The organism is Streptomyces sp. NBC_01012 (assembly GCF_045162755.1).
Lineage (GTDB): Bacteria > Actinomycetota > Actinomycetes > Streptomycetales > Streptomycetaceae > Streptomyces.
Genome location: NZ_CP108688.1, coordinates 1,827,828 through 1,844,937, shown reverse-complemented (window position 1 = coordinate 1,844,937; position 17,110 = coordinate 1,827,828). Strand labels below are relative to the sequence as shown.

At 70.4% G+C, this 17,110-nt stretch carries 13 protein-coding genes and 1 pseudogene; 9 read left to right on the top strand and 5 right to left on the bottom strand.

What is annotated here, in order from left to right; genetic code table 11:
• A complete protein-coding gene (locus tag OG623_RS07970; protein ID WP_406145504.1) occupies positions 1-996 on the bottom strand; it encodes a TAXI family TRAP transporter solute-binding subunit in 996 nt (331 codons plus the stop codon).
• A 114-nt stretch (positions 997-1,110) separates the two neighbouring features.
• Between OG623_RS07970 and miaB the strand changes: the two genes are divergently transcribed.
• Positions 1,111-2,631: a tRNA (N6-isopentenyl adenosine(37)-C2)-methylthiotransferase MiaB gene (miaB, locus tag OG623_RS07965; protein ID WP_406145502.1), complete on the top strand. Its 1,521-nt coding sequence runs from the start codon at positions 1,111-1,113 to the stop codon at positions 2,629-2,631.
• Positions 2,632-2,660: 29 nt separating this feature from the next.
• A complete protein-coding gene (locus OG623_RS07960; protein WP_406145501.1) occupies positions 2,661-3,380 on the top strand; it encodes a class III extradiol dioxygenase subunit B-like domain-containing protein in 720 nt (239 codons plus the stop codon).
• A 112-nt stretch (positions 3,381-3,492) separates the two neighbouring features.
• Here the strand turns inward: OG623_RS07960 and OG623_RS07955 are convergent, their stop codons facing one another.
• A complete protein-coding gene (locus tag OG623_RS07955) occupies positions 3,493-3,735 on the bottom strand; it encodes an antitoxin (RefSeq protein ID WP_406145499.1) in 243 nt (80 codons plus the stop codon).
• 101 nt (positions 3,736-3,836) lie between these two features.
• On the opposite strand from OG623_RS07955, the gene miaA reads away from it, so the two are divergent.
• Entirely contained in the window at positions 3,837-4,775 is a 939-nt protein-coding gene (miaA, locus tag OG623_RS07950) for a tRNA (adenosine(37)-N6)-dimethylallyltransferase MiaA (RefSeq protein ID WP_406145497.1), read from the top strand.
• Between the two features lie 26 nt (positions 4,776-4,801).
• Here the strand turns inward: miaA and OG623_RS07945 are convergent.
• A pseudogene (locus OG623_RS07945) lies at positions 4,802-4,903 on the bottom strand (IclR family transcriptional regulator); the annotation flags it as partial.
• Between the two features lie 163 nt (positions 4,904-5,066).
• Positions 5,067-6,683: a protein kinase domain-containing protein gene (locus OG623_RS07940; RefSeq protein ID WP_406145496.1), complete on the bottom strand. Its 1,617-nt coding sequence runs from the start codon at positions 6,681-6,683 to the stop codon at positions 5,067-5,069.
• A gap of 435 nt (positions 6,684-7,118) precedes the next feature.
• On the opposite strand from OG623_RS07940, the gene OG623_RS07935 reads away from it, so the two are divergent.
• From OG623_RS07935 to hflX, 5 genes are all read left to right on the top strand, one after another.
• Positions 7,119-7,559 (top strand): hypothetical protein, encoded by a 441-nt coding sequence (locus OG623_RS07935; protein WP_406151730.1) that lies wholly within the window; start codon positions 7,119-7,121, stop codon positions 7,557-7,559.
• Between the two features lie 63 nt (positions 7,560-7,622).
• Positions 7,623-8,495, top strand: a complete 873-nt coding sequence (dapF, locus tag OG623_RS07930) for a diaminopimelate epimerase (protein WP_406145495.1) — start codon at positions 7,623-7,625, stop codon at positions 8,493-8,495.
• Positions 8,496-8,630: 135 nt separating this feature from the next.
• Positions 8,631-10,778 carry a RelA/SpoT family protein gene (locus OG623_RS07925; RefSeq protein WP_406145494.1) on the top strand — a complete coding sequence of 716 codons (2,148 nt, stop codon included), beginning with the start codon at positions 8,631-8,633 and terminating at the stop codon, positions 10,776-10,778.
• 96 nt (positions 10,779-10,874) lie between these two features.
• Complete coding sequence (locus OG623_RS07920; RefSeq protein ID WP_406145493.1) at positions 10,875-12,365, top strand: M1 family metallopeptidase; 1,491 nt, start codon at positions 10,875-10,877, stop codon at positions 12,363-12,365.
• A 133-nt stretch (positions 12,366-12,498) separates the two neighbouring features.
• Positions 12,499-14,019 (top strand): GTPase HflX, encoded by a 1,521-nt coding sequence (gene hflX, locus OG623_RS07915; RefSeq protein WP_406145492.1) that lies wholly within the window; start codon positions 12,499-12,501, stop codon positions 14,017-14,019.
• Between the two features lie 145 nt (positions 14,020-14,164).
• Here hflX and OG623_RS07910 read toward each other — a convergent pair whose 3' ends face one another.
• Positions 14,165-15,376: a trypsin-like serine peptidase gene (locus tag OG623_RS07910; RefSeq protein WP_406145491.1), complete on the bottom strand. Its 1,212-nt coding sequence runs from the start codon at positions 15,374-15,376 to the stop codon at positions 14,165-14,167.
• Positions 15,377-15,716: 340 nt separating this feature from the next.
• On the opposite strand from OG623_RS07910, the gene OG623_RS07905 reads away from it, so the two are divergent.
• Positions 15,717-17,108 carry a diaminobutyrate--2-oxoglutarate transaminase family protein gene (locus OG623_RS07905; protein ID WP_406145490.1) on the top strand — a complete coding sequence of 464 codons (1,392 nt, stop codon included), beginning with the start codon at positions 15,717-15,719 and terminating at the stop codon, positions 17,106-17,108.
• The last annotated feature ends 2 nt before the right edge of the window (positions 17,109-17,110 follow it).

Genomic DNA, 17,110 nt, shown 5'->3' with positions numbered 1-17,110 from the left:
TCAGGGCTTGGCCGAGCGGTAGTAGCGCCTGGCGCCCTCGTGCAGGGGCAGCGGATCGGTGTAGATGGCCGTCCGCAGATCCACCAGCTGCGCGGAGTGCACCTCACGGCCGATCCGGTCCCGGCTGTCGATCACGGTCCGGGTGAACGCCTCGGTCGTCAGCGGATCCGTACGGTCCGTGGTGATCAGCAGATTGGAGACGGCGACCGTCTTCACCGCGTCACCCTGTGCGTGACGGTAGGCGTCGGCCGGCATCACCGCGGAGCGGTAGTAGCGTGTGGACCCGCCGACGGCCTGGAGCTCGGTCACCAGCGCGTCCTCCAACGGCACCAGCCGGATCGCGAACTTCTTCGAGAGATCCTGCACGGCGCCCGTGGGCAGCCCCCCGGACCAGAAGAAGGCGTCCAGCCGCCCGTCCGCCAGCCTCTCCGGCATCGTGTCGATCCCGGCCCCGACAGGAGTGATGTCCGCCTCCGGATCGACGCCCGCCGCCTTCATCAGCCGGTCGGCGACGAGAAGCACGCCCGAACCCTGCTGCCCCACACCCACCCGCTTGCCCCGCAGATCGGAGACCCTGCGGATCGTGGAGTCGCTGGGCACGACCAGCTGGATGTAGTCGTCGTACAGCCGGACGCAGCCACGCAGCCGGCCCGCGCCGGGCTTGCCGCTCTGCAGATACGTGGCGACGGCGTCGGCGGTGGCGATGGTGAAGTCGGCCTTGCCCGTGGCGACGCGTTCGATGTTCTGCTGCGAGCCCTCGCTCGTCTGCAGGTGTATCGACACCTTGGGCATGTCCTTGTCCAGCGCGCCCTCCAGCCGCTGGCCGTAGCGCTGGTAGACCCCGCTGCGTACGCCGGTGGAGAACGTGAGCGAACCGCTCGGCTCCGCCTTCCCGATCGGGAGCACCCACCACAGCAGCAGTCCGAGCACGACCAGGAGGGCGGCGCCCCCCTGAAGGGTGCGTCGCCGGCCGAACCGGGACAGTACGTGCTGCATGGCGCGATCCTGCCAGCCCGCACACCGCCCTGGCCAGGCCGGAACGTGGGCACCGGCTCCGCCGGCGGGAGAACCGGCGGCGGGGGGACCGGCGTCACCGCCTACCCTTGTCCCATGACCAGCGGCAACCGGAGCGAAGCAGTGGACGTCCAGAAGAGCTACGAGGTGCGCACCTACGGGTGCCAGATGAACGTCCACGACTCCGAACGCTTGTCGGGGCTGCTGGAGGGCGCCGGATACGTACGCGCCCCCGAGGGCTCCGACGGTGATGCCGATGTCGTCGTGTTCAACACCTGCGCCGTGCGTGAGAACGCCGACAACAAGCTCTACGGCAACCTCGGCCGCCTCGCCCCCATGAAGACGAAGCGTCCCGGGATGCAGATCGCCGTCGGCGGCTGTCTGGCACAGAAGGACCGCGACACCATCGTGCGGCGTGCCCCCTGGGTGGACGTCGTCTTCGGCACGCACAACATCGGCAAGCTGCCGGTGCTGCTGGAGCGGGCCAGGGTCCAGGAGGAGGCGCAGGTCGAGATCGCCGAGTCCCTGGAGGCGTTCCCCTCGACGCTGCCCACCCGCCGTGAGTCCGCCTACGCCGCGTGGGTGTCGATCTCCGTGGGCTGCAACAACACCTGCACCTTCTGCATCGTCCCCGCCCTGCGTGGCAAGGAGAAGGACCGCCGCACCGGCGACATCCTGGCGGAGATCGAGGCCCTGGTCGCCGAGGGGGTCAGCGAGATCACGCTGCTCGGGCAGAACGTGAACGCCTACGGTTCCGACATCGGTGACCGGGAGGCGTTCTCCAAGCTGCTGCGGGCCTGCGGCACGATCGAGGGCCTGGAGCGCGTCCGCTTCACCTCGCCCCACCCCCGCGACTTCACCGACGACGTGATCGCGGCGATGGCCGAGACGCCGAACGTGATGCCGCAGCTCCACATGCCGATGCAGTCAGGATCGGACACGATCCTCAAGGCCATGCGCCGCTCCTACCGTCAGGAGCGCTTCCTCGGGATCATCGAGAAGGTGCGCGCCGCCATGCCGGACGCCGCCATCTCCACCGACATCATCGTCGGCTTCCCCGGGGAGACCGAGGAGGACTTCGAGCAGACCATGCACGCCGTGCGCGAGGCCCGCTTCGCGAACGCCTTCACCTTCCAGTACTCCAAGCGCCCCGGGACCCCGGCCGCGGACATGGAGGGACAGATCCCCAAGGAGGTCGTCCAGGAGCGCTACATGCGCCTGTCCGCCCTCCAGGAGGAGATCTCCTGGGACGAGAACAAGAAGCAGGTCGGCCGCACCCTGGACGTCATGGTCGCCGAGGGCGAGGGCCGCAAGGACGGCGCCACGCACCGGCTCTCCGGGCGTGCTCCCGACAACCGCCTGGTCCACTTCACCAAGCCGTCCCAGGACGTACGCCCCGGGGACGTCGTGACGGTCGAGATCAGCTACGCCGCCCCGCACCACCTGCTCGCCGAGGGCACACCCCTGGGCGTCCGGCGCACCCGTTCGGGAGACGCCTGGGAGAAGCGCAACGCGGCTCCCGCCGAACGCCCCGCCGGAGTCATGCTGGGGCTGCCCGGGATCGGGGCGCCCGCCCCGCTGCCCGCGGCCGCCACCCCGGGATGCGGCTGCGACTGAGGACGGCCGGGCCGATTACGCTGACCGGCATGCTTGTCGCCGCAGCCGTCTGCCCCTGCCCGCCGGTCCTGGTCCCCGAGGTGGCTGCGGGAGCCGCGCCCGAGCTCGACGCCGCACGCAGCGCGTGCCTCGACGCGGTGGGCGTGCTCGCCGCCGCGCAGCCGGATCTGCTGATCGTGGCCGGCCCCGCGGGACCGGACGACCGCGGGCTGTTCCCGTCGGGGTCGACAGGCTCCTTCGGCGGCTTCGGTGTCGACCTGACCGTGCGGCTGGGGCAGGCACCCACCGGCTCTCCCGCACCCGCACGCCCGCTCCCCGCGTCCCTCGCCGTCGGCGCCTGGCTGCTGGAGCGCCGCGGGTGGGACGGTGCCGGGGCGGAGGGGCTGGGCGTGGGGGAGCCGCTCGCCGCCGACCGGTGCCTGCGGGCAGGAGCGGACCTGGCGGCCCGGGCGGAGCGGGTGGCCCTGCTGGTGATGGGCGACGGCAGTGCCTGTCGTACGGTCAAGTCGCCCGGCTATCTGGACGAGCGGGCGGCGGACTTCGACGCGGCGGCCGCCCGGGCGCTGGGCAGCGCGGATGTGGCGGCGCTGAGCGCCCTGGACGAGTCGCTCGCGTACGAGCTGAAGGCGGCAGGACGGGCGCCCTGGCAGGTGCTCGCGGGCGCGGCCGAGGGTGCGGGTCTCGGCGGCCGACTGCTGTACGAGGATGCCCCGTACGGCGTGGGGTACCTCGTCGCCGCCTGGTCATGACCCGGCGGTCGGCCGTCGGCGCCCTTCACCGGCGCGTCCACGCCCTTCACCGGCACGGCTGAGGGCCGCGGAGCCACTTCGCTCCACGGCCCTCGATCGCGCCGGGACCGGGTCAGGACGCCGGCGGCGGCGGAGTGCCGCCCTCGTCCTTCTGGCCCAGGCGGTCGACCGCCTCCTTGGCCTTCTGCGTGCCGGACTCGATCTTCTCGCTGTACTTGCCCTTGGTCTTCTCGTCGACCGTGCGGGCAGCCTTGTCGAGGCCCTGCTCGATCTTGCCCCCGTGCTGCTGCGCGAGGTCGCCGACCTTGTCCTTGGCCGGGGCCAGCTTGGTCTTCAGGTTGTCCAGGAAACCCATGGGTCACCTTCCGTGCTGGGGGACTGTGATGACATTTTACTCGTCGGCGAGCGAACTCTCCTCCGGTCGGAGCGCACGTCGAAGTTTGGGAGACTGTCCCGGTGAGAAGACCAGCTCCCACCCCCCGTGTCATCACCGTCGTCGGTCCCACCGCGGCCGGAAAGTCCGATCTTGGGGTGTTTCTCGCCCAGCAGCTCGGTGGCGAGGTGGTCAACGCCGACTCCATGCAGCTCTACCGGGGCATGGACATCGGCACGGCCAAGCTGACTCCTCCCGAGCGGGCCGACGTCCCGCACCACCTCCTGGACATCTGGGAGGTCACCGAGGCGGCGAGCGTCGCCGAGTACCAGCGTCTCGCCCGCACCGAGATCGACCGGCTGCTGGCCGAAGGAAGGACTCCCGTCCTGGTGGGCGGGTCGGGTCTCTATGTGAAGGGCGCGATCGACGCCCTCGAATTCCCGGGAACCGACCCCCGGGTACGCGCCCGGCTCGAACAGGAGCTGACGGAGCACGGCTCGGGCGTCCTGCACGCCAGGCTCGCCGCCGCCGACCCGGAGGCCGCCCGCGCCATCCTGGCCGGGAACGGCCGCCGTATCGTCCGCGCCCTCGAGGTCATCGAGATCACGGGCAAGCCCTTCACGGCCAACCTCCCGAGCGGCGAGGCGGTCTACGACGCCGTGCAGATCGGTGTGGACGTCGAACGCCCCGAACTCGACGAACGCATCCGTACCCGGGTGGACCGAATGTGGGAGGCCGGGCTCGTGGACGAGGTACGCGGCCTGGAGGACCGGGGGCTGCGCGAGGGGCGTACCGCATCGCGTGCGCTCGGCTACCAGCAGGTGCTCGCGGCGCTCGCCGGGGAGTGCACCGAGGACGAGGCGCGCGTGGAGACCGTACGCGCCACCAAACGCTTCGCACGCCGCCAGGATTCATGGTTCCGGCGTGACCCGCGCGTCCGGTGGCTGAGCGGCGCGCAGGAACAGCGGGGAGAACTCCCGCGCCGGGCGCTGGAGCTGGTCGAACGAGCGGTGACAGCCTGATCGCCGTCCCCTGGGTCCACCGGGTCTCAGGGGGTGAGGCGACGCACCGTACCGCTGCCACGCATCACGCGGGACAGCCCGAGGGCGGCCGTGCGCACCGCGGGTGCCAGCTGGGCGGGACGGAACCGGGGCGTACGCGCGGCCTGGGCTTCCTTGGCCCGTACCGGCCACCCGGGTGCCCTGCCCGCAACTCGTCGCGCTGCCGCGCTGCCCGGCCCGCCGGCGTGCGCGGAGGCATCGAAAACGTGTGGCCCCTCGCCGGGGACGGCGGCAAGCTTCAGCAAGATCATGTCATGAGCTCTTCGGAATGAGACACAACATATATCGATCTTGAATATACCGTTCCGAACCGCTGTAATCGATAAGGCGCCTTGCTGTGCCGTCGGGCGACTCGCAATATTCTCCGAATCTTATTACTTCGTGAGTGGCGAAAAAGCTTGAGCAGCCGACTCTCCTGGCGCTTTCGGTGAAATCTTCATTGGTGAGAGCATTCGAATCCGCCCTGATGCAGTCTCCCACTTCTGCGGAGAATGGATCCGGGTCGTTCGAAAAATAGGCCTGATACTGTCGAACAATCTGCGGTGTCACCAGTATCGCGGCCGCCAGTAATGCGGCGGAAGAGATGAGGGCGATAACCGACACGCGGGACAGTGGAGGGCGCGGAACGGTTGCCCCGGGGTTGCCGACGGCCGCGATCACGCTCCTGGCCCTCGCGGTCCTGCCCGCGGGACGGTGCACAGCCAGTAATGTGCCGCCGGCCGGAGAGGTGATCACTGTGTCGCCCCGGACCGATGAGACCTCAAGCAGCGGCTCGCCCTTCGCGACCACGTCTCCCACTTGCTTGTGCCAGCGAAGGACGGTCGCCTTCCGTGCGCCGGAGGTCTCCCCTGGAAGCCACGGCAGGGTTATCGAAGCAGGGCCGGCGTCCGTCTTGTACCGGACAGTTGCCTGAATCGACCGGGAACCCGGAGTGGCGATTTCGGGGGTACCTTCCTCGACGGGTGACGAGGGCTGGGGGATGGTCTGGGCGGTCAGGTATGCGGTCCTTGCCACCTGCTCTTCGATCATTTCGGTGACTTTGACCGGAAGACGCAGTCCGGGGTATCCGGCGAGCGCGGCGCAGCGGTCCAGAACCTCGGTGACGCCGGGCCGGTCGTCCGGGTCCTTGGCAAGGCCCGCGCGGACCAGTGTGGCGAGCTCCTCGGGAATGCCGGGGAGATCGGGTTCGTCGTGGACGACGCGGTAGACGACAGCTTCGGTCGGGCCTTCTCCGAAGGGGCCTCGCCCGGTGGCGGCGTAGGCAAGGACCGCAGCGAGGCAGAAGACGTCGCTGGCCGGCCCGATCTCCCGGCCCCGGATCTGCTCGGGAGACATGAAGGCCGGAGTGCCGATCGCAGCCGTCTGTGTGAGGTGTGAGCCGGCATCGAGTGCGCGGGCGATGCCGAAGTCGATGATGCGAGGCCCGTCCCCCGCGAGGATCACGTTCCCGGGCTTCAGATCGCGGTGGACCAGATCACAGACGTGAATCGCCTTCAGCCCCTCGGCGAGGCCCGCTCCCAGTACCGCGACGGCGTCGGTGGCCAGCGGGCCGCATGCCACGATCGCTTCACGCAGGGTCGGACCAGGAATATAGGAGGTGACCAGCCATGGCGGGGTGGCCTCGGTGTCCGCGTCCACCACTTGCGCGGTGTAGAAACCCCCGACGCGTCGAGCGGCTTGTACCTCCCGGGCAAACCGTTGGCGGAATTGCACATCCTCCGCGAGTTCCGGCCGCACGAGCTTGACCGCGACATCCCGTCCGCCACGAGAACGCCCCAGGAACACCTGGCCCATCCCTCCAGCACCCAGGCGGGCCAGCAGGCGATACGGCCCCACCGCACGTGGGTCGGCAGGCAAGAGCTCTCTCATCGGACACGGCCCCCATTAATGACACGGCGGACTGCTATCGCCAGATGCTCGCAGAGAAACCCCTGCGTGAGGAAGCGCGATGGTCTGTCACCACTCGCACAAATAGCGTGGCGCCCGTGGGAGTTGGGGTGGCACGTGCAGGGCTTGAAGGAGCTCCCGATGCCCCGCGCAAGCTTGTTCGACATGATCGAGATGGTTCCTTCCACGGGCCGCACGTCACCGGCCAATTCGGCGCTGACCTGGGGCTGTCGCTGCCCCTCTGCCGACTCGTCGGCCAGCAGGGGGCGTCCGACCCGCGGGCCCCTGAAGCGGGGCTGTAACAGCCTGATCACGTGATGGCATCGGGAAGCTCCGCCCGTCATTTCGGCAGCCTGGGCCGTGCCATCATCGAGCATCGATCGACCAGTGGAGTCCGAGTTGGGAGGGCGCGTGGCGATGGAGGCCGGCCCTCGCGACACAGACAGAGACGTACCGGATACGCAGCACGAGGCAGGACGCCTGAGCCCTGACGGGCCGGACGAGCACGAGGTGGGCCCCGAGGTCGAGGTCGAGCTCCGCCCCGCCCGTCGGCTGCGGATCTGGCAGCTCGCACCGATCGTCGGGCTCGCGGGGGTGGGTTCCCTGATGTTCGCCTTCCCGCTCGCCTTCGAGTTCGGCGGCGGCGGTGCCGTCGTGGCCATGCTGGGACTGCTGATCAGCTGCTGCGCCGCGGGCTGGGGCATGATGGCCGCCCGCCGCGTCGGTCACACCTGGCCCGGTCTGCCGACCAGGGGATCGAACGAGCGCCCCGACTGGCGCGTGATCGGGCTGTACGTCGCCGTGTGCGCCGCGCTGGTGGCCCTGGCCGTGTGGCGCGTGGCCCGTCTCCGCTCCTGAGCCTGCGGCCCGGCGGGGCCCCGGGTTTCGCGGGGCCCGGGTGTGGGCTCGTACAGTTGCACCGTGAGCACTTCGCAGATCACCTTCCTCAAGGGCCACGGCACGGAGAACGACTTCGTGATCGTTCCGGACCCGGACAACGCCCTCGACCTGTCGGTCTCCGTCGTCGCCCGGCTCTGCGACCGCCGGGCGGGCATCGGTGGCGACGGGCTGCTGCACGTCGTGCGGTCCGCGGCGCACCCGGAGGCACTGGCCATGGCCGGGCAGGCCGAGTGGTTCATGGACTACCGCAACGCGGACGGTTCGATCGCCGAGATGTGCGGCAACGGCGTGCGGGTGTTCGCCCGCCACCTGCGGCGCGCCGGACTCGTCGACGAGGGTGATCTGGCCGTCGCGACCCGGGGCGGGGTCAAGCGGGTGCACATCGCCAAGGACGGCGACATCACGGTCTCCATGGGGCGGGCCGAGCTTCCCGGGGACGGCGTCACGGTCACCGTGGACGGCCGCAGCTGGGAGGCCCGTAACGTCAACATGGGCAATCCGCACGCCGTCGCGTTCGTCGAGGACCTCGCCCACGCCGGAGAGCTCCGCTCCGTACCGCCGTTCAGCCCGCAGTCCGTCTATCCCGACGGGGTCAACATCGAGTTCGTCGTGGACCGCGGGCCCCGGCACGTCGCCATGCGCGTCCACGAGCGCGGTTCCGGCGAGACCCGGTCCTGCGGCACGGGCGCCTGTGCGGTCGCGGTCGCCGCGGCCCGCAGGGACGGTGCGGACCCGGCCGAGACCGGTGCCCCGGCGACGTACACCGTGGACCTGCCCGGCGGCACCCTGGTGATCACCGAGTACCCGGACGGCGGGATCGACATGACAGGGCCCGCGGTGATCGTCGCCGAGGGCGTGATCGACCCCTCCTGGCTCGAAACGATGATCGGTTAGAGCTTCGCTCGAATGGGTGATCCGTTTCACGCTGGGCGAGAGCTGTACTGCGCCACGTGGTGGGGTCGATAGCATCAAGCACCGGCCCGGGGGTGTATCCGCACCCACCGCCGGTCGACGTTGCCGGAGGTCCCCATGAGCGCAGAGGCCACCAATCCAGGTGCTCCCCTTCGCAAGCGCGGTCGTCCACGGATCGATCTGCGCAGGCTGGGCCGAGTCGCCCTGCTCGGGCCGGTCTCCCGTGACCGGCTGCCCGATGCCATCGGGCATGTCGCGGAGGCCCATCGCGCGCACTATCCGGACGCCGACCTCGCCATTCTGCGCAAGGCCTACGTCCTGGCCGAGACCTCCCATCGCGGCCAGATGCGCAAGAGCGGTGAGCCCTACATCACCCACCCGCTGGCGGTGACCCTGATCCTCGCCGAACTCGGCGCGGAGACGACGACACTGACGGCCTCGCTCCTCCACGACACGGTCGAGGACACCGAGGTGACCCTCGACCAGGTGCGCAAGGAGTTCGGCCACGAGGTCTGCTTCCTGGTCGACGGCGTCACCAAGCTGGAGAAGGTCGACTACGGGGCCGCCGCCGAGCCGGAGACCTTCCGCAAGATGCTCGTCGCCACCGGGAACGACGTCCGTGTCATGTCGATCAAGCTCGCCGACCGGTTGCACAACATGCGGACACTCGGCGTGATGCGCCCCGAGAAGCAGGCCAGGATCGCCAAGGTCACCAGGGACGTGCTCATCCCGCTCGCCGAACGCCTCGGCGTGCAGGCACTCAAGACGGAGCTCGAAGACCTCGTCTTCGCGATCCTGCACCCGGACGAGTACGAGCGCACACAGAACCTCATCTCCGCCTGGGACGGCGCGGAGGACCCGCTCACGGAGATCGCCGACGGTGTCAGGGCGACCCTGCGGGAAGCCGGTATCAGCGCCGAAGTGCTCATCAGACCGCGCCACTTCGTCTCGGTCCACCGGGTGAGGGTCAAACGCGGCGAGATGCGCGGCACCGACTTCGGACGGCTGCTGGTGCTGGTCGGGGAGGACGCCGACTGCTACGCGGTCCTGGGGGAGCTGCACACCTGTTTCACCCCGGTCATCTCCGAGTTCAAGGACTTCATCGCGACTCCCAAGTTCAACCTCTACCAGTCGCTGCACACGGCGGTCGTCGGACCCGAGGGCGCGGTCACCGAAGTCCTGATCCGCACACACCGGATGCACAAGGTCGCCGAAGCGGGTGTCGTCGCCCTCGGTAACCCGTACACCCAGGACGGCACCAACGCCGCCCACCAGACCGAACCCGCCGACGGCGAGCGCGCCGACCCGACCAGGCCCGGCTGGCTCTCCCGCCTCCTGGACTGGCAGGAATCGGCGACGGACCCCGACACGTTCTGGGCCACGCTCCGCGCCGACCTCGCGCAGGACCGTGAGGTCACGGTCTTCCGTACCGACGGCGGCACGTTCGGGCTGCCCGCGGGCGCCAGCTGCGTCGACGCCGCCTACGCGGAGTACGGCGACGACGCGCACGGCTGTATCGGGGCCCGTGTCAACGGCCGGCTCGCCACGCTGAGCACCGTCCTGCACGACGGTGACACCGTGCAGCTGCTGCTCGCCCAGGACGCCTCGTCCGGGCCGTCCCCGGAGTGGCTGGACCACACGCGCACCCCTGCCGCCCGGATCGCGATCACGGCATGGCTCGATGCCCACCCGGACGGCGTACAGGGACCCAGCCGGAGCAGGACCGACGCACCGAGGCCCCAGGACCGGCCCGCCGACGGTGTGCCGGACAGCAGGGAGCGGCCCGCCGGTGGCGCCCCGACCGTCGCCGTCGACACGCCTGGCGCCCCGGTGCGTCTCGCCGGCTGCTGCACCCCCGTACCGCCCGACCGCATCATCGGCTTCACGGTGCGCGGCGGTGCCGTCACCGTCCACCGCGAGGAGTGCCCCGCGGTGGCCCGGATGCGGGCGGGTGGCCGGGCAGTCGTCGGGGCACGCTGGAACGCCCCGGACGACCGGAGCGGCACCCCCGACTACCGGGTCACCCTCGTCGCCGAGTCCTTCGGGCGCCCACGGCTCCTCGCCGACCTCACCGAAGCCATCGCCACCGCGGACGCGGCCATCGTCTCGGCGACCGTCGAGCCGCCCACCGAACAGCGCGTCCGGCACACCTACACGTTGCAGCTGCCCGACGCCGCAGGGCTGCCCGTCCTCATGCGGGCCATGCGCGACGTACCCGGCGTGTACGACGTGAGCCGCGCCCAGCAGCCCGCCGCCATGGGCTGACCGCAGGCCCGTCCTCCGCCGCTTCCTGCCGCCCCGTTCGGGTGGTGCGGCGCGCGCCACCCCCGTGGGAACGGCGCGCGCTGATAGCCGTAGTCCATGCCGCTCACCTCCCGCCGACTGCGTGCCGCCCTGCTGGCCACCGCATCGGTCACCCTTGTCGCCGCGACCCTTCCCGCCCCCGAACCGCTCGGCATCGGCGACCGTCTGTTCCCTCATCTGGGCAACCCGGGCTACGACGTGCTGTCGTACGACATCGCACTCGTCTACAAGGGCAGGAACACCGAGCCCCTCGACGCCGTGACCACCATCGACGCGCGGACCACCGCACCCCTGGAACGGATCAACCTCGACTTCGCCCGGGGCACCGTCCGGTCCGTCGAGGTCAACGGGCGGGACACGGAGTTCGCCACCGCGGGGGAGGACCTGGTCGTCGACGCGCCCTCCGGGCTCCCCGCGGGGGTGCCGCTGCGGATCACCGTCCGGCACACGAGCGACCCCTCGGGGGACCAGTCCGTGGGCGGCTGGGTCAGGACCGCCGACGGTCTCGCGATGGCCAACCAGGCCGACGCCGCACACCGGGTGTTTCCCAGCAACGACCACCCCGCCGACAAGGCGTACTTCACCTTCAGGGTGACCGCGCCGAAGGACCTCACGGTCGTGGCGGGCGGCCTTCCCACCGGGAAACAGGACCATGCGGGCACGACCACCTGGACCTACCGGAGCGGACACCCGATGGCGACGGAACTCGCCCAGGTGTCCATCGGCCGTTCCGCCGTGCGGCGCCGTACAGGACCGGGCGGACTGCCCGTACGCGACGTGGTCCCCGCGGCCGACCGGGAGAAGCTGGAGCCCTGGCTGAAGAAGACCCCGGCGCAGCTGGACTGGATGGAGAAGCAGGTCGGCCCGTACCCGTTCGAGACGTACGGACTCCTGGTCGCCGACACCCGTACGGGTTTCGAGCTGGAGACACAGACCCTCTCGCTCTTCGAACGCTCCCTGTTCACCGGGACCGGATATCCGGAGTGGTACGTCGAATCGGTCATGGTGCACGAGCTCGCCCACCAGTGGTTCGGCGACAGTGTCTCCCCCGGGTCCTGGTCCGACCTGTGGCTCAACGAGGGGCACGCCACCTGGTACGAGGCCCGCTACGCCGAAGAACACGCGAAGAAGCCGATGGAGCGCCGGATGCGTGAGGCCTACGCCGCCTCCGACAGCTGGCGCGCAGCGGGCGGTCCGCCGGCCCGTCCCGACGTACCCACCCCCGACCACAAGATCAGCCTCTTCAGACCGATCGTGTACGACGGCAGCGCGCTCGTCCTGTACGCGCTGCGCGAGGAGATCGGCGAGGCCGCCTTCGACCGCCTGGAGCGGACCTGGGTGCGCGCCCACCGGAACGGATCGGCGACCACCCGCCAGTTCACCGCCCTGGCGTCGAGGATCGCGGGACAGGACCTGACGGGGTTCTTCGACGGATGGCTCTACGGGAAGAAGACCCCGCCGATGCCGGGACATCCGGACTGGCGCAGCGGGACGCCACGGAGCGCCACGGCCGGAAAGGGCCCGGCGAGGGCGACGAAACCCGAGTGACGACCCCGGCGGGGACATGCCACTATCGACGCGTCGGCACAGCGGCTGGCCGGTGGAACCCTTCCAGGGGAATCTTCCGGCAGGGTCACGCGTTGTGACTGACGTATCGGACTTCTATCGACGTAAGGATCCAATGACCTCCTCTTCCTCCCTTCCCCAGGACGCGCAGGACGCGCGGAGCGCCACGGAAGACAACTCCGGGAGCCTCACCGAGGGCCTCCGGGCCGACGCCCTGATGGAAGAGGACGTCGCCTGGAGCCACGAGATCGACGGAGAGCGGGACGGCGACCAGCTGGACCGTTCCGACCGTGCGGCCCTGCGCCGTGTGGCCGGCCTCTCCACCGAGCTCGAGGACGTCACCGAGGTCGAGTACCGGCAGCTGCGCCTGGAGCGCGTGGTGCTCGTCGGTGTCTGGACATCGGGGACCGTCCATGACGCGGAGATCTCCCTCGCCGAGCTCGCGGCTCTCGCCGAGACGGCCGGTGCCGAGGTGCTCGACGCCGTGTTCCAGCGGCGCGACAAGCCGGACCCGGCCACCTACATCGGCTCGGGCAAGGCGCTGGAGCTCCGCGACATCGTTCTCGAATCCGGGGCCGACACCGTCGTGTGCGACGGTGAGCTCAGCCCCGGCCAGCTGATCCACCTGGAAGACGTCGTCAAGGTCAAGGTGGTCGACAGGACCGCCCTGATCCTCGACATCTTCGCCCAGCACGCCAAGTCCCGTGAGGGCAAGGCGCAGGTCTCGCTGGCACAGATGCAGTACATGCTGCCGCGGCTGCGCGGCTGGGGTCAGTCCCTGTCCCGGCAGATGGGCGGCGGCGGTTCCAGCGGTGGTGGCGGCATGGCCACCCGTGGTCCCGGTGAGACCAAGATCGAGACGGACCGGCGCCGGATCCGCGAGAAGATGGCGAAGATGCGCCGTGAGATCGCGGAGATGAAGACCGGCCGGGAGATCAAGCGCCAGGAGCGCAAGCGCAACAAGGTGCCGTCGGTGGCGATCGCCGGATACACCAACGCCGGCAAGTCCTCGCTGCTCAACCGGCTCACCGGCGCGGGTGTGCTCGTCGAGAACGCCCTGTTCGCGACCCTCGACCCGACCGTCCGCCGGGCCGAGACGCCGAGCGGCCGGCTCTACACCCTGGCCGACACCGTCGGCTTCGTGCGCCACCTTCCCCACCACCTGGTCGAGGCGTTCCGCTCCACCATGGAGGAGGTCGGCGAATCCGACCTGATCCTGCATGTGGTGGACGGCTCCCACCCGGTGCCGGAGGAGCAGCTCGCCGCCGTGCGCGAGGTGATCCGGGACGTCGGCGCGGTCGACGTGCCCGAGATCGTCGTGGTCAACAAGGCGGACGCGGCCGACCCGCTCGTGCTCCAGCGCCTGCTGCGCACCGAGAAGCACGCCATCGCGGTGTCGGCGCGTACCGGCGCCGGTATCGACGAGCTGCTCGCGCTCATCGACGCCGAGCTGCCGCGGCCGTCCGTGGAGATCGAGGCACTCGTGCCCTACATCCAGGGGGCGCTCGTCTCCCGGGTGCATGCCGAGGGCGAGGTGATCTCCGAGGAGCACACGCCGGAGGGCACACTGCTCAAGGCGCGGGTCCACGAGGAACTGGCGGCCGAGCTCGCCGTCTTCGTGCCGGTGGCTCACTGATCCGTCGGTCCACCGGTCCGTCGGTCCACCGGTCCGTCGGTCCACCGGTCCGTCGGTCCACCGACCAGGTGAGGACGCACACGGCGGAAGGCCGGGCTCCCCCTTCGCAGGGGAGCCCGGCCTTCCGCCGTGTGCGGGTCGGGTCCTACTGGCCCGCGTACTTCTTGCTGACGGCCTCGTAGACACCCTTGGCCTCGTCGCCCAGGCGGGGACCGGCCAGCCAGCCGGCCGTCACCGGGCCGATGGAGGTGTTGGAGACCAGTGCCGGCTTACCGTCCTGGCCCTTCGCGACCCAGCCGCCACCGGAGGAGCCGCCGGTCATCGTGCACCCGATGCGGTACATCGTCGGCTGCTTCTCGAAGACGGTGAGGCGGCCAGGCTGATCGGTGCACTGGAGCGCCTTCTGGCCGTCGTACGGCGGGGCCGCCGGGTAGCCGGTCGCCGTCATGCTGTCGATCTCGGGCACCGCCGGCGCGTTGAACTCCACGGGCAGTGCCGAACCGACGGTCTCCTCCAGGGACTTGCCCGTCGAGCCCTTCTCCGGAGCGACCTGCAGCACCGCGAAGTCGTACGGAGCGCCCTGACCGCCGGTCGCCGCGCCCTGGTTGATCCACTCGTCGGAGGTCTGCGCCCACTGGCCCCACCACACGCCGTACGGAGCGATCTCCTCCTTGGAGGCGTTCTGCAGCTCGGCCGTCGACTTCCCGCTGTCGTTGTACGAGGGGACGAACGCGATGTTGCGGTACCAGCCGCCGTTCTTGCCCGCGTGCACACAGTGCCCGGCGGTCCACACCATGTTGGACTTGCCCGGGTGGGCCGGGTCCTGCACCACGGTCGCCGAGCAGACCATCGAACCCTCGGGGCCGTCGAACAGGAGCTTGCCGGACTCCGGCGCACTGTCGTGGTACGGCGTCCCCAGGTCCGCCGCGTCGACGGGTGCGGGGGTCGGGTCGGTCACGCCCTCGTCGCCGGAGATGTCGTTGTCGACGGGGTTCTCCGGGGGCTTCTCGGCGTCCCGCATCCGGTCCGGGTCCCAGAGGTCCTCGATGATGGGGTTGACGTAGTCCTTGGCCTCACGCAGCCACTTGTCCTTGTCCCAGTTCTTCCACTCGCCGTTCCTCCACTTGTCGAGGTCGATCCCGTGCTCCTTGAGCCGGTCCTTGAGGTCGTCCGGGATCGCGACCTTCCCGTCGGAGGACTGACCGGTGGAACTGCTCGGCTCACTGATCGCGCCGTCGTCCTCGGGCCCGCAGGCCGAGGCGGTGAGCGTCAGGACAGCGGCAACGGCGGCCGCTGCGAACACCCGGGGGGCGCGACGGGCGCTCCCCCCGCGGCGAGTGGTATCGATCGGGCGCATGGGTCGCATCTGGTGATCCCCCTGGGACTTCGTCACTGACTTCGGTACCGCACTGCGGACTTGGTGTGCGCGGCACGGCCCTGCGGGCCGCGGCGTACCCCATCGGAGCGGCGGCTCCGTCCCGAGTGCGGCCCCTACTATGCCGGTGCCGATGGGGACGGTGCGCGGCAGGGCCACGGTTCCGCCTGCGCAAGGATCTTCCGATTTACCCGTGATCTCCCGCGTTCCGCGTCGTTGGTACGTGCGGAGGACACCCGGACAGCGTTCATCGGCGCGGTTCGCCCACGGAAAGCCGTGGTGAGGTGCAACGCAACTGTTACCGCAGGAGGACCGAACAGCCGTGGCCGTGACCGAACCAGCTCCGGTGTCACATCCCCCTGCGCACGAAGGGATCCTGCGGCGGCAGGCGTTGCGTGAGTCCGCCGCCCGTACGTATGCCCGCTCCCTGCCGATCGTGCCCGTACGCGCGCGGGGCATGACCATCGAGGGCGCGGACGGCAGGCGCTACCTCGACTGTCTGTCAGGTGCGGGCACGCTGGCCCTCGGGCACAACCACCCTGTCGTGCTCGAAGCCATCAGGAAGGTCATCGACTCAGGGGCGCCGCTGCATGTGCTCGATCTCGCCACGCCCGTCAAGGACGCCTTCACGACCGAGCTGTTCGCCACCCTGCCCCGAGAGCTGGCCGACAACGCCCGCATCCAGTTCTGCGGCCCGGCGGGTACGGATGCCGTCGAGGCGGCGTTCAAGCTGGTCCGCGCGGCGAGCGGACGCAGCGGACTCCTGGCCTTCACCGGGGCGTACCACGGGATGACCGCCGGCGCGCTGGCCGCCTCCGGCGGTGCGCCGGACGTCGGGGTGACTCGGCTGCCGTTCCCCCAGAACTACCGCTGTCCCTTCGGAGCCGGCGGGGAGCGGGGCGCGGACATCGCCGCCCACTGGACGCGGTACCTCCTGGACGACCCCAAGAGCGGTGTACCCGCTCCCGCCGCCATGATCCTGGAGCCGGTGCAGGGCGAGGGCGGGGTCAATCCCGCCCCGGACGGCTGGATGCGCAGGATGCGGGAGATCACCCAGGAGCGCTCCATCGCCCTCATCGCGGACGAGGTGCAGACCGGGGTCGGCAGGACCGGCACTTTCTGGGCGGTCGAGCACAGCGGTATCGTGCCTGACGTGATGGTGCTCTCGAAAGCCATCGGTGGCTCGCTGCCTCTCGCGGTGATCGTCTACCGTGCCGAGCTCGACCTCTGGCAACCGGGTGCCCACGCGGGCACCTTCCGGGGCAACCAGCTCGCCATGGCGGCCGGCGCCGCCACTCTCGCCCACGTGCGGGAGAACCAACTCGCCGAACGCGCGGGGACACTGGGCGCGCGCATGCTCGCCAGGCTCCAGGCGCTCGGCGCCGACCATCCCAGCATCGGCGACGTCCGCGGCCGCGGTCTGATGCTCGGCATCGAACTCGTCGATCCCGAGGCCGATCCGCTCACCGTCACCGCGGAGAACGGCTCCGCCCCGCCACCCGATCCCGCCCTCGCCGCCGCGGTGCAGCAGGAGTGTCTGCGCCGCGGCCTCATCGTCGAACTCGGCGGACGCCACAGCGCCGTGGTGCGGCTGCTCCCTCCCCTCACTCTCACCGACGAACAGGCGACCGCGGTCGTCGACCGCCTCGCCGACGCTCTGAGAGCGGCCGAGCGCTCTCCGTACCGCCGGGCCGTTGCCGGGCCGACCCGCTGACC